At 37.7% G+C, this 22680-nt stretch carries 19 protein-coding genes; 17 read left to right on the top strand and 2 right to left on the bottom strand.

The annotated features are described in order from the left end of the window. Window positions 1-85: 85 nt before the first annotated feature. Window positions 86-1180, bottom strand: coding sequence for a M24 family metallopeptidase (locus tag IEW44_RS12860; RefSeq protein ID WP_188615461.1), 1095 nt, complete (start codon window positions 1178-1180; stop codon window positions 86-88). Between the two features lie 113 nt (window positions 1181-1293). Between IEW44_RS12860 and IEW44_RS12855 the strand changes: the two genes are divergently transcribed. The 3 genes from IEW44_RS12855 to IEW44_RS12845 all read left to right on the top strand — a co-directional run bounded on the left by IEW44_RS12855 (window position 1294) and on the right by IEW44_RS12845 (window position 5379). Beyond that, the gene (locus IEW44_RS12855) at window positions 1294-1974 is read left to right on the top strand and encodes a metal-dependent hydrolase (protein ID WP_188615460.1); all 681 of its coding nucleotides are present in this window, start codon (window positions 1294-1296) and stop codon (window positions 1972-1974) included. Window positions 1975-2054: 80 nt separating this feature from the next. Next, window positions 2055-3365 (top strand): DRTGG domain-containing protein, encoded by a 1311-nt coding sequence (locus IEW44_RS12850; protein ID WP_188615459.1) that lies wholly within the window; start codon window positions 2055-2057, stop codon window positions 3363-3365. Between the two features lie 73 nt (window positions 3366-3438). Continuing rightward, window positions 3439-5379 (top strand): elongation factor G, encoded by a 1941-nt coding sequence (locus IEW44_RS12845; RefSeq protein ID WP_188615458.1) that lies wholly within the window; start codon window positions 3439-3441, stop codon window positions 5377-5379. 32 nt (window positions 5380-5411) lie between these two features. Here the strand turns inward: IEW44_RS12845 and IEW44_RS12840 are convergent, their stop codons facing one another. Next, on the bottom strand, window positions 5412-5738 hold the full coding sequence (locus IEW44_RS12840; protein WP_188615457.1) for a YtpI family protein: 327 nt from the start codon (window positions 5736-5738) through the stop codon (window positions 5412-5414). A gap of 94 nt (window positions 5739-5832) precedes the next feature. Between IEW44_RS12840 and IEW44_RS12835 the strand changes: the two genes are divergently transcribed. The 14 genes from IEW44_RS12835 to pnpS all read left to right on the top strand — a co-directional run bounded on the left by IEW44_RS12835 (window position 5833) and on the right by pnpS (window position 22534). Then, window positions 5833-6771 carry a DHH family phosphoesterase gene (locus tag IEW44_RS12835; protein WP_229704243.1) on the top strand — a complete coding sequence of 313 codons (939 nt, stop codon included), beginning with the start codon at window positions 5833-5835 and terminating at the stop codon, window positions 6769-6771. A gap of 12 nt (window positions 6772-6783) precedes the next feature. After that, window positions 6784-9759, top strand: coding sequence for a DNA polymerase III subunit alpha (locus IEW44_RS12830; RefSeq protein WP_188615456.1), 2976 nt, complete (start codon window positions 6784-6786; stop codon window positions 9757-9759). A 151-nt stretch (window positions 9760-9910) separates the two neighbouring features. Then, window positions 9911-10543, top strand: coding sequence for a FadR/GntR family transcriptional regulator (locus tag IEW44_RS12825; protein WP_188615455.1), 633 nt, complete (start codon window positions 9911-9913; stop codon window positions 10541-10543). Window positions 10544-10564: 21 nt separating this feature from the next. Next, a complete protein-coding gene (accD, locus tag IEW44_RS12820; protein ID WP_188615454.1) occupies window positions 10565-11434 on the top strand; it encodes an acetyl-CoA carboxylase, carboxyltransferase subunit beta in 870 nt (289 codons plus the stop codon). Then, entirely contained in the window at window positions 11427-12422 is a 996-nt protein-coding gene (locus IEW44_RS12815; protein ID WP_188615453.1) for an acetyl-CoA carboxylase carboxyltransferase subunit alpha, read from the top strand. The genes accD and IEW44_RS12815 overlap by 8 nt, the downstream gene beginning before the upstream one ends. Window positions 12423-12562: 140 nt before the next feature. Continuing rightward, entirely contained in the window at window positions 12563-13522 is a 960-nt protein-coding gene (gene pfkA / locus IEW44_RS12810; RefSeq protein WP_188615452.1) for a 6-phosphofructokinase, read from the top strand. 31 nt (window positions 13523-13553) lie between these two features. Further along, entirely contained in the window at window positions 13554-15314 is a 1761-nt protein-coding gene (pyk, locus tag IEW44_RS12805) for a pyruvate kinase (RefSeq protein WP_188615451.1), read from the top strand. Between the two features lie 143 nt (window positions 15315-15457). Further along, on the top strand, window positions 15458-15850 hold the full coding sequence (locus IEW44_RS12800; RefSeq protein ID WP_188615450.1) for an FxsA family protein: 393 nt from the start codon (window positions 15458-15460) through the stop codon (window positions 15848-15850). A gap of 314 nt (window positions 15851-16164) precedes the next feature. Further along, the gene (citZ, locus tag IEW44_RS12795; protein WP_188615449.1) at window positions 16165-17280 is read left to right on the top strand and encodes a citrate synthase; all 1116 of its coding nucleotides are present in this window, start codon (window positions 16165-16167) and stop codon (window positions 17278-17280) included. Between the two features lie 87 nt (window positions 17281-17367). Beyond that, entirely contained in the window at window positions 17368-18630 is a 1263-nt protein-coding gene (gene icd, locus IEW44_RS12790; protein ID WP_188615448.1) for an NADP-dependent isocitrate dehydrogenase, read from the top strand. Between the two features lie 74 nt (window positions 18631-18704). Then, window positions 18705-19643, top strand: a complete 939-nt coding sequence (mdh, locus tag IEW44_RS12785) for a malate dehydrogenase (protein WP_188615447.1) — start codon at window positions 18705-18707, stop codon at window positions 19641-19643. Between the two features lie 143 nt (window positions 19644-19786). Beyond that, window positions 19787-20230 carry a hotdog family protein gene (locus IEW44_RS12780; protein WP_229704242.1) on the top strand — a complete coding sequence of 148 codons (444 nt, stop codon included), beginning with the start codon at window positions 19787-19789 and terminating at the stop codon, window positions 20228-20230. A gap of 64 nt (window positions 20231-20294) precedes the next feature. Then, complete coding sequence (locus IEW44_RS12775; RefSeq protein WP_188615445.1) at window positions 20295-21002, top strand: response regulator transcription factor; 708 nt, start codon at window positions 20295-20297, stop codon at window positions 21000-21002. Next, window positions 20999-22534, top strand: coding sequence for a two-component system histidine kinase PnpS (pnpS, locus tag IEW44_RS12770; protein ID WP_188615444.1), 1536 nt, complete (start codon window positions 20999-21001; stop codon window positions 22532-22534). The genes IEW44_RS12775 and pnpS overlap by 4 nt, the downstream gene beginning before the upstream one ends. Window positions 22535-22680 lie beyond the last annotated feature (146 nt).

Here is a 22680-nt window from a genome sequence, read left to right as displayed (position 1 = left end):
CTAGTAGTTGTTAGTCAATTATCTATCGATGAAATCTCATAAAAAAAGAGAAATAGCTTACTTATGCTATTTCTCTTTTATGAGATTATTTAACAGGTAGAATAGTAAGTTGTTTAGGGAATTTTGTTAGTACCTCAACGCCATCTTTTGTTACAACTACGTCATCTTCAATACGCACACCTGTTACATCGCCTTTATAAATACCAGGCTCAATCGTGAATACCATGTTTTCTTCCAATGCCATTTCATTTACACTACTAATGTCTGGGAACTCATGTACAGAGATCCCAAGACCATGTCCTAAACGGTGAGGGAAATAGTCACCAAAGCCGGCATTTGTAATAATATCACGTGCTACTTTATCAATGTCTTTTGCTTTAACAGTTGGTTTAACGGCTGCAATCGCAGATTCATTAGCCTTTAATACTGTTTCATAAATTTCAATTTGTTTGTCAGTTGGCTCACCAAATGAGACAGTACGTGTAATGTCTGAGCAGTAACCTTCGTATAATACCCCTAAGTCAAATAATACGAAGTCACCTTTTTGGATTTTATTATGTCCTGGTACGCCATGAGGTGAAGCAGAGTTTTTACCTGTTAACACCATTGTGCTAAATGACATGTCATAGCCTTTGTTTTTAACAGCTGTTTCAATCGCATTTAAAACATCAAGCTCTGTTTTACCTTCCGCAATATTATCACAACCAACTTGTACAGCAAAATCAGCTAGTTTAGCTGCCTCACGTAATTTAACAAGTTCATCTTCCGATTTAATCACACGCATATAATTTAATTTGTCATCAAGTCGAGGGAAGGAAGCTTTAACAAAACGCTCTTGTAATTGTTCGTAGCGAGCAACGTTTAAGTGTAATTTTTCAATGGCAATCGATTTGACATCGCTTACACGGGCACGAATGGCATCAGCTAAAATATCCATTGCGTTTTGCGTATCTAGGTGTCCGACTACATCTTCCCAGCCAGAAGCCCGTTTTGCATCAGGTACTTCCATTTGTGGACAAATAATAAATGGTGCTGCTTCTTTAAAAACAGCTACCCCGAGTAATCTTTCGTGAGGGTCACTATTAAAACCTGTTATGTAGTTTACATTTTCAGGTGTTGTAATAAATGCCACATCAATATTTTCTTGCTGTAAAAATTGCTGAATTTCTTTTACTTTCATAAGAAAACCTCCATGTCTTATTGTTGTGCATACTTAGCATATCAAAAATAAAGGTTTTTTTGCACTTTTAACGAATAATATATGTTAGATGACATAAATAAGGAGGAATTTTAATGAAAATAACGTATCACGGACATTCTGTTGTTAAAATTCAAACAGCGCAACATGTGATTTTAATAGACCCCTTTATTACAGGCAATAATTTGACAGATTTAAATGCTACTGAGGAGCAACCAGACTTTATTTTACTTACACATGGACATAATGACCATGTGGGAGATACAGTGGCACTAGCAAAGAGAACAGGTGCTACGGTTATTGGTTCCCATGAGTTAGCAACATGGCTCGGTTTTCAAGGAATTCATGCAGTGGGAATGAATATTGGAGGCGCAGCTCAATTTGACTTTGGACGTGTGAAATACACACAGGCTTTCCATAGCTCCTCTTACACTACAGAAGATAATGAAATTATTTATATGGGCATGCCGATGGGAATCATACTTACAATTGAAGGCAAGACGATTTACCATGCAGGTGACACAGCATTATTTGGCGATATGAAATTAATTGGAGAGTATGAGGCAATTGATGTAGCGTTTTTACCGATTGGTGATCATTTCACAATGGGGCCAGAAGATGCAGCTAAAGCTGTATCACTTTTACAACCTAAAATTGTGATACCTGTTCATTACGATACATTTCCACCTATTAAACAAGAGCCACAAAAATTTGTTGATTTAGTGAAGGATGCTGAGGTGCAAATCTTGTCAGCAGGTGACGCAGTAGCATTTTAAAAAAATAAAAGAAAATCACCTTTGATTAAAATATGTTACACTGATAACATCAAAATACAGCATGAGAAATAGGTGATACTGTGTCAACAAAACACGAAAAAATATTGAGATACATTGAATCTTTACCTGTCGGTGATAAAATTTCGGTACGACAAATTGCTAAAGAAATGTCTGTGAGTGAGGGAACAGCTTATCGCGCAATTAAAGAAGCAGAAAACCGTCGTTTAGTAAGTTCAATTGAACGTGTAGGCACGATTCGAATTGAGAAGAAGAAAAAAGAAAATATTGAACGGTTAACCTTTGCAGAAATTGTAAATATTATTGATGGTCAAGTAATTGGTGGCAAAAATGGGTTGCATAAAACATTAACCAAATTTGTCATTGGCGCTATGCAATTAAATGATATGATGCGTTACACAGAAGCAGGTAGTTTATTAATCGTAGGAAATCGTTTCAAAGCACATGAAAATGCTTTGCATGCTGGAGCGGCTGTATTAATTACGGGTGGCTTTGATACAACGGATGAGAATAAAGCGCTTGCTGATGCGTTATCTTTGCCTATTATTACGACAAGCTATGATACTTTTACAGTAGCAACAATGATTAATCGTGCGATTTATGACCAATTAATTAAAAAAGATATTTTATTTATTGAAGATATTTATGTGCCCATATCTGAAACAAAAGTGTTGCGTAATACGCAAACACTCGCCGATTTTCAACATGAAAATGAGCGTACAACACATGGGGCTTTCCCAGTTGTCACAGCAAAAAATAAATTAGTTGGTATGATTACAGTAAAAGATATTATTGGGCGTCCAGATGATGAGGCGATTGAAAAGGTGATGACGAAAAACCCAATCTCAGGTTCTATGAAAATGAGTGTGGCATCTGCCGGTCACCAAATGATTTGGGAGGGCATTGATTTACTGCCAGTTGTAGATGATGATAATGTTTTACAAGGTGTGATTAGCCGGCAAGACGTGTTAAAGGCGTTGCAATTAGCACAACGTCAGCCACAGCAAGGTGAGACAATTGATGATATTGTGAAAAATGAAGTGAAAGTATTAAACAATGAGGAAGAGTTACAAGTTGAGTTTAAAGTAACACCTCAAATGACCAACCAATTTGGTGCCATTTCATATGGTGCTTTTACTACATTATTAGCAGAGGCAGGTACATTTGCTTTAAAGAGACGCAAACGTGGTGATGCCGTAGCAGAAAACATGACAATTTATTTTATCAAACCTGTACAAATGGAAAGCATTTTAACTGTAAAGCCCGTCATTTTAGATATGAGCCGTAAATTTGTTAAAATGGACTTTGAAGTATATCATGATACAATTTTAGTGGGTAAAGCAATGATGACTTTCCAATTGCTTGAAAGATAAATCAGTGTTAAGTAGACAAAGCCTAGTATCGATGGAGGGCTTTGTCTTTTTTATCAAGAAATGAGGACGTATAATGTTTACAACAATTGGCGTATTAGCGCATGTAGATGCAGGAAAAACGACATTCTCAGAGCAAATACTTTATTATACTAAAGGTATTCAACAGCGTGGGCGTGTGGACCACCAAGATGCCTTTTTAGATAATCACGTGTTAGAAAGACAACGTGGTATTACGATTTTTGCGGAACAAGGACGATTTAAAGTGGGAGAGCAAGTGTATCATTTAATAGATACACCAGGGCATGTAGACTTCTCGCCAGAAATGGAACGCGCCATTAGTGTAATGGATTATGCTATTGTACTTGTTAGTGCAGTTGAAGGTGTTCAAGGGCATACAGAGACCGTTTGGCGTTTGCTTAGAAAGTACCACATACCAACCTTCTTTTTTATTAATAAAGTAGACCGTGAAGGTGCTATGGTGCATGATGTGCAAAGGCAGTTACAATCATTAACATCACAACTCTTTTGTATGGAAGAAGCGATGACAAACACTCATATACCGATTGCGCTTCAAGAGTGGCTAGCAGAGCAAGATGAGGGATTATTAGAAGCTTATTTAACAGAAGGCTTATCCACAGCACAATGTTTAATGACATTACGTCAACTCATAAAGAACGAACAAGCTTTTTTATGCTTTCATGGCTCGGCTCTAAAAGATATAGGTATAGAGACATTCATTCAACAAATTATACTAGTAATGACAACTTGTTATGAAACATCCGCTCCATTTTATGCTGATGTTTTTAAAATTAGACATGAGGGCAATCAGCGTCTCACTTTTATGAAGGCGAGGCAAGGTAAATTATGTGTGCGTGATGAGCTTCATCTAGCTAGTGAAACAGAAAAAGTAACAGAGATTAGGGTGTATAATGGTGAGAATTTTGACGCTGTCCCTTGTGTATGTGCAGGTGACCTATTTGCAGTTAAAGGTTTACAACAAGCTAAAATTGGCGACACCATTGGTGAAACTTATCAAACGTCAACATATGAGTTAGAGCCAACTTTACAAGCTCGTGTACAATACACAGGCGAGCAACATATTAAAGATGTGTTACATATCTTTCGATTATTAGAAAGTGAAGAACCTTCTCTCCAAGTAGTATGGCATGAAACTTTGCAAGAAATCCATGTTCAAATTATGGGGATAATTCAATTAGAGGTCATGACTGTTATACTGCAACAACGCTTTAATTTGCAAGTGGCGTTTAATGAGCCCACGATTTTATATAAAGAAACAATCGAACAAAGTGTCATAGGGTATGGTCACTTTGAGCCGCTTAAACACTATGCAGAAGTACATTTGCAACTGTCACCTAATCAACGCGGACAGGGGAATACATTTATCACAACTTGTCATGTAGATGAGTTGAGTCTAAATTATCAACGACTCATAGAACAGCATTTATTTGAGCGGCAACATAATGGTGTGCTTATCGGTGCTGCGATTACAGATATTCAATTTACATTACTAACAGGTCGCGCCGATATTAAACATACAGCAGGTGGTGACTTTAGAGAAGCTACGTTCCGCGCGCTACGTCAAGGTTTAGAACAAATCACACCGATTTTATTAGAACCATATTACCGCTTCAAAATGAAGATGCCAAGTGAAGTAATAGGACGTGTAATGACAGACATTCAACAAGCAAGTGGTGAATTTGAGCCGCCCCTTTTGACAGAGCGTGAGGCACAGCTCACAGGCAGAGTACCTGTTGCAACCTTTATGCATTATAGTACGCACTTTGCTGCAATGACAAATGGGAAAGGTGTGCTCACTTTGCAAGCAGATGGATATGATGTGTGTCATAATACAGAAGAAGTCATAGCGCTGTCACAGTATGATAAAAATGCAGACCCACTTTATACTTCTTCTAGTATGTTTTGTACAAAAGGTAAAGGTTATGCTGTGCCTTGGCACGAGGCAGAGGCGGCTATGCACTGTATAAAAAAATAAAAAGAAGCCGCCTGATAGCTGCTTCCTTCTTATTATTTCTTTTTATTTAATTCGTATTCTTCTTCAACAAATTGGCCATAATGTTTAACGCGGCGATAACTCCCAACGCCAAGCACCGCACCTATGATCACAAATAACCCCGCTATTAAGAATGTAATCCAATCAGGGAACATGAGTGCTTGGTTAAAGCCGAACAAAATAATAAAAGCAGCAAGGCTCACACCAGCTTTGCTTTTATACCAGTTTTTATGAGCAATGAGTGATGTGCGAAACTGTTTCGTTTTAAAATAGAAATAACTAACGAAAGACAGTACAATAAGAACAACAAATAAAATATTTAAAAATTTTAGCGCTGTCAAAACGAGTAACCTCCTAGCATATTGCTGACACCATTGTACCGATATTTTGTCAAAAATGCTAACGGAAATTATGACGCGCAAGGAGGAAGTTTATTTGCAACGACAAATCATCGACACAATTGAACAGTTTCATACAATTATTATTCATCGTCACGTACGACCTGACCCCGATGCGTATGGGTCACAATTTGGGTTAAAGCAATTATTACAACATAACTACCCTAATAAAAATATTTATGCTGTAGGAACTCATGAGGAGTCATTAAGTTTTATGGCTAAACCAGATGTAATTGCTGATGCACTTTATGAAGATGCACTCGTTATCGTTACAGATACAGCTAATACAGAACGTGTGGATGACCAGCGTTATCGTAAAGGCGCAAAATTAATTAAAATTGACCATCATCCTAATGATGATGTATATGGCGATCTTGTATGGGTAGATACAACAGCGAGTTCTGTCAGTGAGATGATTTTTGATTTATTTGAAGTTGGTCAACAGACAAAACAATGGCAACTGCCTCATCATGCAGCTGCGTTATTATATGCAGGTATCGTAGGCGATACAGGGCGTTTTCGTTATCCAAGCGCGACATTAAAGACATTTACCACAGCAGGGAAACTAATTACCTATGATTTTGATCGCGAAAAAATTTATAATGGCATGTATGAATTAGAATGTAACATCTTACATTTACAAGGCTATATGTACCAAAATTTTATTATGGATGAACATGGTGCAGGGCGAGTTGATTTAACAAAGGCGGTATTACAGCAATTTAACGCAACGCCTTCAGAAGCTTCGTTATTAGTAAGCTCTTTAGGTGATGTAAAAGATATGAAGGCATGGGTTATTTTTATTGAAGAAGAAGATAATATCCGCGTACGTTTGCGTTCAAAAGGCCCAGTGATTAATACATTGGCAAAGCAATTTGGTGGTGGCGGACATCCGCTTGCCTCAGGTGCATCTGTTTACACATTTGAGGAGGCAGACGAAGTTTATCGTCAATTACAAGTACTTTGTCACAAATAAGGAGGGAATGTTATGACGGTATATGCCCAAGTGCGAACAAGTGCGGATGCATTACAAAGCACGATACGTTTGGCTTCATTAACAGACTTTCTACAAACACAACATGCGAAAGCCTGTGCAATTGTTAACCAATCATTGCATGGGCTTTTACCTTTTGCTAAGGCGATGAAGCAAGCCGGTATTCATGCGGTATATGGCGTTGAAGTCAATATTGCTTTACCAAATGAGCAACAAGTTTCTTGTATTTTTTATGCAGAAAATAACGAAGGGTATCAAAATTTATTGAAGCTATCAAGCGCGGCACAGACACAGCAATACATTCGTTGGCATTGGCTTAGCCGCTATATTAAAGGTTGTCTATTACATATGAGTCAACCAACATTGCAAAGCGTGGAGGCTTTATTTGATGCGTATTCATCTAAATTATATGTCAGTACAGATGATGAACAAGTGATGGATTATTGCGAAAAAAATGCCATCCCCTTATTAGCTAGTAGAGAAGCACGTTATTTATATCATGATGACGCGTTTAGTTATGAAATTGCACAAAAGATAGCAGGTGTAGAAAGTGAAGTCACACAAGACTACCGCATGCTAACAGCAGAAGAGTACGGAGCCTTTCCTATTATATGGCGGCAAAACACAGAGCAATTATTAATGCGCTGTCAAGTAACGTTATCTTTTACAAAACATATGCCTAAATTCCCGCTACAAGAGGGTCAATCAACTACGGAGGTATTACGTCAACAAGCACAACAAGGCTTACAAAAGCGCCTCCCGCAAGTATCAAAGGAATATTATCAGCGTCTAGAATATGAATTGCAAGTGATTTGTAATATGGGGTACGCGGATTATTTTTTAATTGTTGCAGACTTTATGCAGTATGCTCGTCAACAAAAAATCGTGACAGGACCAGGACGTGGTTCGTCAGCAAGTTCATTAGTTGCCTATGCTTTATGTATTACAGAAGTAGACCCTTTAAAATATGGCTTGTTGTTTGAGCGCTTTTTAAATCCAGAGCGTGTATCGTTGCCAGACATTGATATTGATTTTGTTGACGCGAAAAGGCAACAAATTATTCAGTATGTAGCTAAGCGATATGGAAAGAATTATGTAGCACAAATTAGTACATCTAACACATTAGCGATGAGGGCGGCAGCACGAGAAGTGGCTAGAGCAATGGGCTTTGAAGCAGAGCAACTACAGCATATTGCATCATTATTACCTGCTCAAGCTACTCAATTGCAAGAAGCATATCAACAAAATGCTAATTTGCGAAGTTATGTGGCTCAAAGTGAATCGCATCAGCAATGGTGGCAAACAGCTTGTAAGCTAGAAGGCTTACCACGTACAGGCTCTATCCATGCTGCTGGTATTGTATTAGCTCCAATCCCAATTGTTGAAGTAGCCCCTATTCAAAATGGTGCGGAGGATTTATACGCCACACAATGGCCCATGCAGGAAGTAGAGGAAGCAGGTTTACTTAAGATTGACTTTTTAGGTTTGCGTAATTTAACGATGTTAGCCCAAATGCGCTGGTTATATGAAAGAGAATATGGTCAAGTTTTACCTTTATATCACATTCCGTTAGATGATGAGAAAACCTATGCTTTATTACAACAAGGCGATACAACAGGTGTCTTTCAATTAGAATCACAAGGAATGAGAGAGGCGCTTCGCTTAATTAAACCGACTCATTTTTTAGATATTGTAGCAATCAATGCTTTATACCGACCAGGGCCAATGGATTTTATCCCACAATATGCGCGTCGTAAAAATAATGCAGAGCCTGTGCGTATGCCACATCCCAATTTGGCGCCAATCTTACAAGAAACATACGGTATTATAGTGTACCAAGAACAAATTATGCAAGTTGCTACAACCTTTGCAGGCATGACGGTTGGTGAAGCGGATTTATTAAGACGAGCTGTCAGCAAAAAAGATGGTGTTCAACTAGCTAAAATGCAACAACAATTTATTAATGGTGCACAGCAAAAAAAATATGATATGGCTGTAGCAGAACAGATTTTTTCATTAATTATGCGTTTTGCTAATTATGGTTTTGTTAAAAGTCATGCGGTTGCATATAGTTTAATCTCGTATCAGCTAGCATATATTAAAGCAAATCATCCTGCGATTTTTTATGCCGCATTGTTAACGAATGCGATTGGTGACACAACGAAAACACTGCGTCTATTACAAGAAGCCCGCACAAAAGGTTTGCAGATTAAAGCACCAAGCATTAATCATAGTGAGCGCTATTATACCGCACATGACCATACAATTACCGTTGGTTTATCAGCGATTAAGCAAGTGCCAAAAAAATGGGTAGAGCAATTAATTCAGCAAAGAAAACAAACAGGACCTTACCAAAATATTTTTGATTTAGCAATTAAATTAACAGGTGAGGCTATGAATGAAAAAGCATTAACATTGTTGATTAAAGCTGGTGCATTAGATGATTTTGGGCAGACTAGAGCAACGTTGTTAGAGACTGTATCTGCAGCCCGCCAACATGCCATCACACATCGTAAAGACATTACTATTACTATAGAAGAGGCAGAGCAGTTTATCTTTTATGTGCCTAAATATCATAAAGTACCGCCTTTACCAATGACAGATGTTCTAGCATATGAGCGTGAGGCATTAGGTTATTACATTAGTGAGCATCCCTTGCAACATTTGCGCACACAGCATTATATAGGTGTGAGTGATGATTGGTATCAAGCGATACCTGGTACGCGTGTTAAATGGCTTGCTATGGTACAACAAGTAAAAGTATTGCGTACTAAAAAAGGCGAACAAATGGCATTTATTGAAGCCGAAGACGAGTATCATACCATTTCTATCACCGTTTTCCCGCAAGTATTTCGCACATTACAAGAACCACCTCCAATCGCTACATTATTATATGTAGAAGGAGTAGTGGAGCAAAGGCAAGGTAAAGTACAATTACAAGCTAAGCAACTTCGAGTTATCCCATCATAAATAGAAAACTGTTATAATACAGTTATTTTGCGTAAAAGCGTGAAGATTTTCGACATGAAACGAAAATTTTCACGTTTTTTCTTTACAAAGAAAATAAAATTCGCTATGCTGTTAAAAGTGGTCATACCACTTTGTGAAGGAGGCATAATGAATGATGGACATGACGCAACCTAAAAAGCGTTTTATAGAGATTGTTCAACAGCTTCGGGTATTAATTCGAGAAGAGAAAATAGAAGCAGGTGGAAAACTACCATCAGAGCGCGTGTTATCAGAACGTTTGCAAGTTGGGCGTTCTGCAGTGAGAGAAGCATTGCGTAGTTTAGAGTTATTAGGATTAATTGAAACAAAACATGGTGGAGGTACATTTTTATCCGCTTCCCCACAACATAAATTAATAGAAGTATTAGCTACATTTATTATGGACGATGAACGTGCATTATCAGATGTAGAGAAAACAAGAAGTTTGCATGAACGTGAGGCAATACGGGTAGTATGTCAAAAGGAGAAGTTACGTAATTTGCCGGTTTGGGATAGCTTATTTATTCAATTGGAGATTACAAACAATAGTTTACGTAATGATGTTATGCGGGAAATTATGATTGCGTCTGGCAATCGATTAGCTTTACGTATTTGGTTTCAATTAGAGGCCTATAGTGGTAATAAATTTAGTGGTAAAGTAACCCAGCAAGAAAAAACAAATGTTTTAACATTACTTAAAGCAATTCAATTAGGCTTACAAGAAGACGCATTAGAAGCGTACGAACAGTGGCGTCAGCAATTATAAAAACAGAGTGAGGGATTTAAAATGGCAATTCGCAATTTATTTACATTGAGTCGTAAACGTCATGTAGAAGCATCTAAAAAGATCAAGAAAAAAGAATTTCCAGAAGGATTAATGACGAAATGTCCAAAATGTAACGAGATTTATTTAACAAAAGAATTAGAAGGCAATTTAAAAGTATGCCCACGTTGTAATCATCATTTTGAAATGAGAGCTACTGAGCGTATTGCAGCATTTCTTGATGAAGGCACATTTACACCACTGGATGATCATTTACATACAGTTAACCCTTTAAACTTTCCCTCTTATCTTGAAAAATTACAAGTAGATAAAGAGAAGACGGGCATGAATGAAGCCGTGTCAACAGGCACCGGACAATTGCAAGGCAATCAGATCGTAGTAGCTGTAATGGATTCACACTTCCGTATGGGCTCGATGGGGTCAGTCGTAGGTGAGAAAATTACACGTGCTGTCGAAAAAGCAACGGCATTAGGTGTGCCATTCATTATCTTTACAGCAAGTGGTGGTGCTCGCATGCAAGAAGGAATTTTATCGCTGATGCAGATGGCAAAAGTAAGTGTAGCTCTAGAGCGTCACAGTAAAGAAGGCTTGCTATTTATTTCAATTATGACGCATCCTACTACAGGGGGCGTTTCCGCAAGCTTTGCTTCTGTTGGTGATATTAATTTAGCAGAGCCACAAGCTTTAATTGGTTTTGCAGGACGACGTGTCATTGAACAAACTGTTAGAGAGAAATTACCAGCTGATTTCCAAACGGCTGAATTTTTGTTAGAACATGGACAACTCGATGCCATTTACCATCGAAAAGATATGCGAGATTGTGTAGGTACTTTAGTGCGTCTACATACTCAAGGAGGTCGACAACATGGTTAAAATGTTAAAGTTTGAAGAGCCAATTGCAAATTTAAAAAAGAAAATTGAAGAATTAAAAGAGTTAGCACATAGTGCAGATATTGATATGACAGCAGAGATACAAAAACTTGAAAGTCGTCTACAAGAATTGCAAAAAGACATTTATGATAATATGACGCCTTGGGATCGTGTACAAGTAGCACGTCATTTAGAGCGCCCTACAACATTAGACTACGTTAAAGGATTATTTGATGATTTTATGGAGTTACATGGTGACCGTAACTTTGGTGATGATTTAGCAATGGTCGGAGGCGTCGCTAGTTTTAGCGGTATACCAGTCACTATCATTGGTCATCAACGCGGAACAACAACAAAAGAAAATATTCGACGTAATTTTGGTATGCCGCATCCAGAGGGTTATCGTAAAGCGTTACGTTTAATGAAACAAGCTGAAAAATTTAATCGCCCTATTATTTGTTTTATTGATACAAAAGGCGCTTACCCAGGTAAAGCGGCAGAAGAACGTGGTCAAAGTGAAGCCATTGCACGTAATCTAGTAGAAATGGCAGGCTTAACTGTGCCAGTAATCAGCATTGTAATTGGCGAGGGGGGTAGTGGAGGTGCTATTGGATTAGGTGTTGCCAATCGCGTGTATATGTTAGAGAACTCTACCTATTCTGTTATATCACCAGAAGGAGCAGCGTCTATTTTATGGAAAGATGCTTCATTAGCGAGTGAAGCGGCTAGTGCCATGCGTATTACAGCAAGAGATTTATATGAGTTAGATGTGATTAATGGTGTCATTGAAGAAGCGTTAGGTGGAGCTCATCATCATTTGAAACAACAAATTGAAAATATTCGTGTTGTATTACAACAAGCGCTGTCTGAATTAATGCCATTAACGAAAGAGCAATTAGTACAAGATCGCTATGATCGCTTCCGAAAAATGGGCGAATACGAAGAACTAACAGCTATCCAAACAGCAGAGCCAATCGCTGAAAATCAATAATGACTCAAAAAGAATGTGTGAAAACGCATTCTTTTTATATCGATTGTAAAAGATATATGTTTCCTGTTGTAGCCTACTTACAAAGATTGATTTTTCATGTTAATGTGAGTACATACGAAAACAAACAGGAGGTGTAAATCATGAAGAAAATCGCTGTTTTGACAAGTGGCGGTGATGCACCAGGGATGAATGCAGCAATCCGAGCTGTTGTCAGGAAAGCAAAAGTATTAAATATCGAAGTAATTGGTATTTATTACGGTTACCAAGGTTTAGTTGAAGGACAAATGACTACCTTGCAAGTAGGTGATGTAGGCAGCATTATCCAGCGTGGTGGCACTAAGCTATACTCAGCAAGGTACCCTGACTTTAAACAATCTGATGTACAAGACCAAGCCATTGCTAATATGCGAGAGGCGGGGATTGAGGGATTAATCGTCATCGGTGGTGATGGTTCGTACCGAGGCGCTATGGACTTAGTAAAAAAAGGTTTTCCATGTATTGGTATTCCTGCCACAATTGATAATGATGTGCCAGGTACGCAATATACAATTGGTTTTGATACGGCGTTAAATACAGTGATAGATGCAGTCGATAAAATTCGAGATACGGCAACGTCGCATGAGAACCTATTCATCGTAGAAGTGATGGGGAGAGACGCGGGAGACTTAGCGCTTTATGCAGGAGTAGCTGCAGGTGCAGGTGCAGTTATTATCCCAGAAGTCGATTTTTGTATTGAAGATGTTATTGCACGAATTAAACGAGGCGAATACCGCGGGAAGATGTATAATATTATTATTGTAGCTGAAGGTGTGATGTCTGGTACTGAGCTTGCCAGATTATTAAAAGAAAATGCGGGTATTACTACACGTGTTTCTGTGTTGGGGCATATGCAAAGAGGAGGTTCACCAACGGGGCGTGACCGTGTGCTTGCTTCGCAATTTGGTGCTTATGCAGTTGAAGCACTTGTAGCAGGCAAAAAAGGGAGAGCTATTGGTGTACGGAATCATGAAATTGTAGACTATGATTTGACAGAGGCATTTAAGAAAGAGCATGCAACAAACTTAGCCTTGTATACCTTGGCAACAGAATTATCAATTTAACATGAATAAAGCGAAATTTGGGGTGGACAAAATGAGAAAAACGAAAATTGTTTGTACGATTGGACCAGCGAGTGAATCGCCAGAAATGCTAGAGCAACTCATAGAGGCAGGTATGAATGTAGCCAGACTTAATTTCTCGCATGGTACACATGAAGAACATGCTGTGCGTATTCATACTATTCGAGAAGTAGCGGAAAAATTAAACAAACAAATCGGTATTTTATTAGATACAAAAGGACCTGAAATTCGCACACATAATATGCAAAATGGCGAAGTCCACTTGAAAACAGGGCAAGTGCTAGATATTTCAATGACAGAAGTAGAAGGTAATGACCAAATTTTTTCAGTCACTTATGATAAATTAATTGAAGATGTAAAACAAAACTCTATTATTTTATTAGACGATGGTTTAATTGAACTGCGTGTGTTAGCAACAGATGTGGAGAAAGGATTAATCCATACAATTGTGGAGAATGCAGGCGTCTTAAAAAATAAAAAAGGGGTTAATGTTCCAGGTGTTTCGGTGCAATTGCCAGGCATTACAGAGAAAGATGCTGAAGATATTTTATTTGGCATTGAGCAAGGTGTAGATTTTATTGCAGCTTCATTTGTGCGACGACCTAAAGACGTATTAGAAATTCGTGAGTTATTAGAACAAAATGGTGGCAGTACCATCTCAATTATTCCTAAAATCGAGAACCAAGAAGGCGTCGATAATATTGACGATATTATTCAAGTATCTGATGGCATTATGGTAGCACGTGGTGATTTAGGTGTAGAAATACCTGCAGAAGAAGTACCTCTTGTACAAAAATCTCTCATTGTAAAATGTAATAAAGTAGGGAAACCTGTTATTACAGCAACACAGATGTTAGATTCTATGCAACGTAATCCACGCCCAACACGAGCAGAAGCGAGTGATGTAGCAAATGCCATTATGGATGGCACTGATGCTATAATGCTATCTGGTGAGACGGCAGCCGGTATGTATCCTGTAGAATCAGTACAAACCATGAATAAGATCGCTTCGTATATTGAAAACTCATTAGATTATAAAAGTATCGTTTCAGCTCACAGTAGGGAACGTGAACAAAATATGACAGAGGCTATTTCGCAAGCTGTTGCTTACACATCGATTAACTTAGGTGTAAAAGCTGTTTTAGCGCCTACAGAGAGTGGCAATACAGCACGTATGATTGCCAAGTATCGTCCTGGCGTACAAATTGTAGCTGTAACAGGTTCTGTAAGTTCAGCTCGTAAGTTGACGTTAGTATGGGGCGTATCGCCAATTGTTTGTCAACGTGTATCAACGACAGATGAGATTCTAGAACTAGCTGTAGATGAGAGTTTAAAACATGGCTATGTTCAACATGGTGATGCTGTGGTCATTACAGCAGGTGTGCCAGTCGGTGAGGCGGGTACAACTAACTTAATGAAAGTTCATATTATTGGCGACTTGATTGCACGGGGTCAAGGAATTGGTAAAGCTTCTGTATTTGGTAAAGTAGTAGTAGCTAAAAATGCAGCAGAAGCATTAGCGTATGATACAGATGGTGCCATTATTGTAACAGTGGGCTCAGATAAAGAAATGATGCCAGCATTAGAAAATTGTGTTGGTTTGATTACTGAAGAAGGCGGGTTAACAAGCCATGCTGCTGTAGTAGGCTTGAGTTTAGGCATACCTGTTATCGTAGGTGTGAAAGAGGCAACAACACTAATCCGACATAATCAAGAGATTACAATGGACGCAGAGACAGGCGTCATTTATAAAGGTCATGCTAGTGTACTTTAAATAGTATAGGTCTGAATGATAGTAAGTTAGCGCAATTCGCTAACTCAATCATTCAGACTTTTTTTATGTAACTATAATTCACAAGGCATATTATTACTGTTCTGCTCTTAAAGTTTATATAATATGGGATAAGAGGTGATGTTATGGTTCGTAAACTCTTTTTTGCTTTTATCGTCTATGGCATTGTAGAATTGGCCATTTATTTATGGATTAGTCAGTGGGTAGGTGTGTTACCAACAGTAGGTCTCTTTGCACTAACAAGTATTGTTGGGGTTATATTATTACGTACAGTAGGAGTAAAGACAGTATCAGCTATTCAGACATCAGTAAATAAAGGAGAAGTACCTGCAATGGCAATGGTAGAAGGGTTAACACAATTTATAGGTGGTATATTATTGATTTTACCTGGTGTGTTAACAAATCTAATTGGCATTGTGCTAGTCCTACCGTTTACACGTAATTTATTCAAACCAGTCGTGTATAGATGGTTACGAAAAAGGACAAAAAATCATCAAATGATTATTGTACAAAAATAATGTGAGTGATCATTCATGAAAAAGAAGAAAAAGGAGTGAAATAGCGAATTTTCTGTTTTTTACTTGCATATTTTTATGAAATGCTGTAGGGAAGGGATTATTCACAAGAAAATAACCTTTGAAAATCTGCTTAGTGCAAAAAAATAATCGAAAAATCATCTTTTTCTTTATTTAAGTTGTTTTCATTCACAAAGATGACAAAATTTATTATAATAGCAATGTAAGCGATTTACTTAAACATTCATTTATGAGCAGATGAATAAAAGTACAAGATTTTGTACAAATATTATTTTTAAAAAAGGGAGCGATTTTTTATGACAGCAACTAAAGGTTTAGAAGGTATTGTAGCAGCGGAATCTAAAATTAGTTCGATCATCGATGATACATTAACATATGTTGGTTATAATATCGACGATTTAGCAGTAAATGCTTCATTCGAGGAAGTAATTTACTTGTTATGGCATACACGTCTACCAAAAGCTGACGAGTTAGCAGAACTAAAACAACAGTTAGCAGAAAATATGTCCGTTGAAAAAGCAATCATTGACCAGTTCCGTTCATACCCATTAGACACTGTGCACCCAATGGCAGCATTGCGTACAGCAGTTTCGTCTTTAGGTGTATTTGATGCAGAAGCTGATGATATGAGCCCAGAAGCAAATTACCGCAAAGCCATTAAGCTACAAGCTAAAATTGCAACAGTAGTAACTGCTTTCTCTCGTATTCGTAAAGGCCTAGAACCTGTTGAACCAAAAGCAGACTTAGGTTATGCAGCTAACTTCTTGTACATGTTAAAGGGCGAAGAGCCACAAGCAATTGAAATTGAAGCATTTGACAAAGCATTAGTATTACATGCTGACCATGAGTTAAACGCTTCAACATTCACAGCACGTGTATGTGTAGCTACTCTTTCTGATGTTTATTCAGGTGTAACAGCAGCAATTGGCGCTTTAAAAGGTCCTTTACATGGTGGAGCTAACGAGCAAGTGATGAAAATGTTAACTGAAATTGGTTCAGTTGATAATGTAGAGTCTTATATTCAAAATAAGTTAGACAATAAAGAAAAAATCATGGGCTTTGGCCACCGCGTATATCGTAAAGGTGACCCACGTGCACCACATTTACGTGAAATGTCAGAAAAACTAACGAAATTAACAGGCAAACCAGAACTTTATGATATGTCAGTTAAAATTCATGACATGATTGTTGAGCAAAAGAAATTACCTGCTAACGTAGACTTCTTCTCAGCATCAGTTTATGATTCTTTAGGTATCGAACATGATCTATTTACACCTATTTTTGCTGTTTCACGTACATCAGGTTGGGTAGCTCATATTTTAGAGCAATATGCTAACAACCGTTTAATCCGTCCACGTGCGGAGTACGTAGGACCAGGCATGCAAAAGTACGTTCCAATTGACGAGCGTTAATTTTTAACATATGGTAGAATTACTTGTAGGACTGTGTTAGTGCTAGCACAGTCCTATGACTATGACATTTAGGAGGAAACAATTACTATGACAAACAAAATTGTAGTTGAAAATGGTGTACTTAATGTACCAAACAACCCAGTAATTCCGTTTATCGAAGGTGACGGTATTGGACCAGATATTTGGGCGGCAGCTTCACGCGTAATCGACGCAGCTGTTGAAAAAGCGTACAATGGCGAGAAGAAAATTGAGTGGTTAGAAGTACTTGCTGGTCAAAAAGCATTCGACAAAACTGGTGAGTGGTTACCACAAGATACATTAGATAAAATTAACGAATACTTAATCGCAATTAAAGGTCCTCTTACTACGCCAATCGGTGGCGGTATCCGTTCCCTAAACGTAGCATTACGTCAGCAATTAGATTTATATGTTTGCTTACGTCCAGTACGTCACTTCGATGGTGTTCCTTCACCAGTTAAACGTCCAGAAGACGTTGAAATGGTTATCTTCCGCGAAAACACTGAAGATATTTATGCCGGTATCGAGTATGCTGAAGGCTCTCCAGAAGTTAAGAAAGTAATTGACTTCTTACAAAACGAAATGGGCGTTAAAAACATTCGTTTCCCTGAAACGTCAGGCATTGGTATTAAGCCAGTATCTAAAGAAGGTACGGAGCGTTTAGTACGTTCTGCGATTGACTATGCAATTAAACATAATAAACCTTCTGTTACTTTAGTACACAAAGGTAACATCATGAAATTCACTGAAGGTGGATTTAAACAATGGGGTTATGATTTAGCTGAACGTGAGTACGGTGATAAAGTATTCACTTGGGCTCAATATGATAAAATTAAAGAAGCAGATGGCGAAGCGGCAGCTAATCAAGCACAAGCAGATGCAGAAGCAGCTGGAAAAATCATTGTAAAAGACTCAATCGCTGATATCTTCTTACAACAAATTTTAACGCGTCCAAACGAGTTTGATGTAGTAGCAACAATGAACTTAAATGGAGACTATATCTCAGATGCACTTGCTGCACAAGTTGGTGGTATTGGTATCGCTCCAGGTGCTAACATTAACTATGTAACAGGTCATGCTATTTTCGAAGCAACTCATGGTACAGCTCCTAAATATGCAGGTTTAGACAAAGTTAACCCTTCATCTGTATTACTTTCAGGTGTGTTAATGTTAGAGCACTTAGGTTGGCAAGAAGCAGCTGACTTAGTAACAAACTCTGTAGAAAAAACTATTTCTTCTAAAGTTGTAACTTATGACTTTGCACGTTTAATGGACGGTGCTAAAGAAGTAAAATGTTCGGAGTTTGCAGACGAGCTAATTAAAAATCTATAAAATATGGTAAAATAAGAGTAGAGATATGTCTCTACTCTTATTTTTTTAAATTAATTATGGGGAGTGTAGAAAATATGACGTTAAAACGTAAAAAGATAGCTGTAATTGGTAGCGGTTATACAGGTGCAACAGCAGCCTTTTTAGTGGCGCAAAAAGAATTAGGTGATGTTGTTTTAGTCGACATACCAACAGCAGAAAACCCTACTAAAGGAAAAGCTTTAGATATGTGGCAAGCGGCACCTGTTCAAGGTTATGATGCATATATAACAGGTACTTCGAACTATGAAGATACAAAAGATTCTGACGTTGTGTTAATTACAGCGGGTGTTGCACGTAAACCTGGCATGACCAGAGATGACCTTGTACAGATTAATCAAAATGTTATGAAATCTGTATCGAAAGAAATTGCTACATATTCGCCAAATGCTATTGTTATTGTACTTACAAATCCTGTTGATGCTATGACATATACGGTATATAAAGAAACCGGCTTCCCGAAACATCGTGTCATTGGCCAATCTGGCGTATTAGATACAGCGAGATTCCGAGCATTTATTGCAGAAGAATTGCAAATGTCAGTTAAAGATGTAACAGGTTTTGTATTGGGTGGTCATGGTGATACGATGGTACCTCTAACTCGTTATGCAACAGTTGGTGGTATTCCACTTGAAACATTAATTGAAAAAGAAAGATTAGATGCCATAGTAGACCGCACACGTAAAGGTGGCGCAGAGATTGTGAATCTGCTTGGCAATGGCTCTGCTTATTATGCACCTGCTGCAGCAATGGTGGAGATGGCAGAAGCTATTTTGAAAGATCAAAAACGTGTCTTACCAGCTATTGCTTATTTAGAGGGTGAGTATGGTTATCATGATTTATACCTAGGTGTACCTACATTATTAGGGGCCACTGGTATTGAACGTATCTTTGAGCTAACCTTAACAGAAGACGAACAGCAGGCATTAGATCAATCAGCAAAAGCCGTTGAAGAAGTCAAAAATGTTTTAAAATGATAAGAATTTGTAAAAGAGGGGTTGCCTTTTGGTAACGTCTCTTTTCTTTAATTGTTTATTTATGCAAGCGGATACAACATTATTTGTGTTTGTGCTTTTGTGAAAACATTGATAATATTATGTTAGATTACAGTAAAGGGGTTGTGATTTTGCTTCATAAAAATAGTAAGATAGGGCGCTCTTGTAATGCGTTAGTAATTGGAGAGAAAATGCATATTACCGAACAAATTACAGATCAAGATTTGTTGCTTTATTTAGGATTAACAAATGATAATAATCCGCTTTTTATTCAGCATGATTACGCTCAAAATACGATTTATAAACAGCCAGTTGTACCACCAATCGTATTAAATGGCATTGTATTTACTGCTATCTCTAAATTTTTACCTGGACCAGGCTCATACATTACAGTGGAACAGTCCAAGTATATTGCACCTGTTTATCATTATGAAATAGTGGAGTTAACATTAGAAGTTGTAACAATTGATGTAGCAAATAATGAAGCAGGTATTTCATTTATGATGGTAAACGAAAAAAAACAAAGTGTGATGGAAGGCTTAATTACTGTAGCACCACCACAGAGTTAAAATAGGCAAGCGTTTCGATGATTGAGATGGGGGTTTCAATTCAAGGACGGAGGCTAGTTGGAAAATGAAAAAAATTTTAGTTGTAGAAGATGAATTATCCATTGCTACTTTATTAAAGTACAATTTAGAACAGGCAGGTTATGAGGTAGAAACAGCTAACGATGGTCAAAGTGGTTTGGACCAAGCCATTGCTATTCAACCTGATTTAATTTTATTAGATGTGATGTTGCCTCATCTAGATGGCATGGAAGTTTGTAAACTATTGCGTCAACAAAAAATGAATACACCAATCATTATGTTAACAGCAAGGGACGATGAATTTGATAAAGTGCTTGGTTTAGAATTAGGCGCAGACGACTATATGACTAAACCATTTAGCCCTAGGGAAGTAATCGCACGCGTTAAGGCTGTGTTGCGTAGATTCGCGCCAGTAGTGGTTGAAGAAGTTGCCACAAAAGAGCAAGTCTATTCTTTTGGTGACTTACAAGTATTCCCTGAACGTTTTGAAGTTTTTATGAAAGAAGAACCGTTGGAATTTACGCCAAAAGAATTCGAATTACTAATTTATTTATTAGAAAATAAAAATCGTGTATTAACACGTGATCAATTATTAAGCGCAGTTTGGAATTATGATTTTGCAGGCGATACACGTATTGTAGATGTTCATATTAGTCATTTACGTGACAAAATCGAAGAAAATAGTCGAAAACCACTATTTATTAAAACAATTCGTGGCTTAGGATATAAATTTGAGGAGCCAAGAGCAATATGAAACCAACAGGCAGCAATATGTACTTTACATTAATGTTGCTTATTGGCTTTGCGTTAGCTGTCTTATGTTTAGCAGTAGGACAGCTTTTTCCTATTTATATGCATCAATTCAATAAGGAAGATGAGCAATACAATAAGAGAGCCATTGAGCAAACTATCACAGATTATACTATTTCGCTGTCACCTACACAGGAGACTGCATTGTTACAAGCAGTAGAGCGACAAGAAGAAGACGAACACGTTACGAAAGTAGCGAAACAAATTATCGTTACCGTATTTATTTTCTTGTTAGGTGCTTTTATATTTATTGCTTTTATTGCACGTAAAATTATAAGGAAATATACGGACCCCGTAGATGCAGCTATTCATATGGCACAAGAGTTATCACGTGGGAATTATAAAGCACGTACGTATGAAGACGAATACGACCCTAAATTGCCACTGAGTAACACATTAAATATGTTAGCGCGTAATTTAGAAGAATTAACAAAGATCCGACAAGTGGAAGACGAGCGATTAAAAACATTGATTGAAAATATGGGAAGTTCATTGATGATGATTGGTAGAGAAGGGAATATTTCTATTGTAAATCGTGTCTTTTTAGAGCGTTTTGAATTGCAAGCAGAACATGTACATGGCGAGGTCTTTCGCACGATTGGCTTACCAGACAGTGTAAATCAATTTATTGACCATGTCTTTTTAACAGAAATGCCTTCGCGTAAGCAAATTCAAATTAAAAATGGTACAGATACGAGGTATAACGAAGCATATGGCGCGCCGGTCATTGGTGACCATGGGAGTTGGTTAGGCGTTGTCATTGTGTTACATGATATTACAGATTTAATTCGTCTCGAACAAGTAAGAAAAGACTTTGTAGCAAATGTCTCTCATGAGTTGCGTACACCGATTACATCGATTAAAGGTTTTTCCGAAACATTATTAGATGGTGCTTATCAAGATAAAACAATGCTATTATCATTTTTGGAAATTATTCATAAAGAGAGTAATCGTTTGCAGATGCTTGTTAATGATCTATTAGAATTATCAAAAGTAGAGCAACAAAATTATACAATTACATTAGCCCCAACAAGTTTACAAGATGTTGCCTTACGCGGTGCTGAGTTAACAACACAACATTTGGAAGAGAAAAATATGGCATTTGCAGTAGAAATTCCAAAAGATGTTATGGTTAAGGGCGATGATAATCGTTTAATGCAAGTAGTAACAAATTTAATTGCTAACGCCATTACGTATTCACCACCAAATACGACAGTAACAATAAGAATACGTGAGAATGAAGAGTATGGTATTTTAGAAATTGAAGATGAAGGTATTGGCATTGATGAGAAAGAAATTCAGCGAGTGTTTGAGCGCTTTTATCGTGTAGACCGAGCACGCAGTCGTAATTCAGGTGGAACAGGGTTAGGGCTCGCAATTGTAAAGCATTTTGTAGAAGCACATCATGGTAAGATTTTTGTGCGTAGTGAGGTAGCAAAAGGGACAGCAATGACAGTTTGGATTCCGAAAGCGTAATTTACAATCCTTTTACAATAAGTGAATGTGTGATTAACAATTAGGGCTTATACTAAAAATTGTAGAAACCCCCTACTTGTTTAGCAGACGCGAACTGCTTAGCGTTAAAGCGCTAAACTCACCACTTTGTCTAGTTTCTTTATTTG

Origin of the sequence: Lysinibacillus alkalisoli (assembly GCF_014643595.1) — a bacterium.
Taxonomy (GTDB): Bacteria; Bacillota; Bacilli; order Bacillales_A; family Planococcaceae; genus Metalysinibacillus; species Metalysinibacillus alkalisoli.
This window is presented reverse-complemented; position numbering and strand designations above follow the sequence as displayed.

Coding starts and splice junctions, on each gene's coding strand:
- IEW44_RS12860 (WP_188615461.1), bottom strand. CDS start 1,180: ATGAAAGTAAAAGAAATTCAGCAATTTTTACAGCAAGAAAATATTGAT.
- IEW44_RS12855 (WP_188615460.1), top strand. CDS start 1,294: ATGAAAATAACGTATCACGGACATTCTGTTGTTAAAATTCAAACAGCG.
- IEW44_RS12845 (WP_188615458.1), top strand. CDS start 3,439: ATGTTTACAACAATTGGCGTATTAGCGCATGTAGATGCAGGAAAAACG.
- IEW44_RS12830 (WP_188615456.1), top strand. CDS start 6,784: ATGACGGTATATGCCCAAGTGCGAACAAGTGCGGATGCATTACAAAGC.
- IEW44_RS12825 (WP_188615455.1), top strand. CDS start 9,911: ATGATGGACATGACGCAACCTAAAAAGCGTTTTATAGAGATTGTTCAA.
- accD (WP_188615454.1), top strand. CDS start 10,565: ATGGCAATTCGCAATTTATTTACATTGAGTCGTAAACGTCATGTAGAA.
- IEW44_RS12815 (WP_188615453.1), top strand. CDS start 11,427: ATGGTTAAAATGTTAAAGTTTGAAGAGCCAATTGCAAATTTAAAAAAG.
- pfkA (WP_188615452.1), top strand. CDS start 12,563: ATGAAGAAAATCGCTGTTTTGACAAGTGGCGGTGATGCACCAGGGATG.
- pyk (WP_188615451.1), top strand. CDS start 13,554: ATGAGAAAAACGAAAATTGTTTGTACGATTGGACCAGCGAGTGAATCG.
- IEW44_RS12800 (WP_188615450.1), top strand. CDS start 15,458: ATGGTTCGTAAACTCTTTTTTGCTTTTATCGTCTATGGCATTGTAGAA.
- citZ (WP_188615449.1), top strand. CDS start 16,165: ATGACAGCAACTAAAGGTTTAGAAGGTATTGTAGCAGCGGAATCTAAA.
- icd (WP_188615448.1), top strand. CDS start 17,368: ATGACAAACAAAATTGTAGTTGAAAATGGTGTACTTAATGTACCAAAC.
- mdh (WP_188615447.1), top strand. CDS start 18,705: ATGACGTTAAAACGTAAAAAGATAGCTGTAATTGGTAGCGGTTATACA.
- IEW44_RS12775 (WP_188615445.1), top strand. CDS start 20,295: ATGAAAAAAATTTTAGTTGTAGAAGATGAATTATCCATTGCTACTTTA.
- pnpS (WP_188615444.1), top strand. CDS start 20,999: ATGAAACCAACAGGCAGCAATATGTACTTTACATTAATGTTGCTTATT.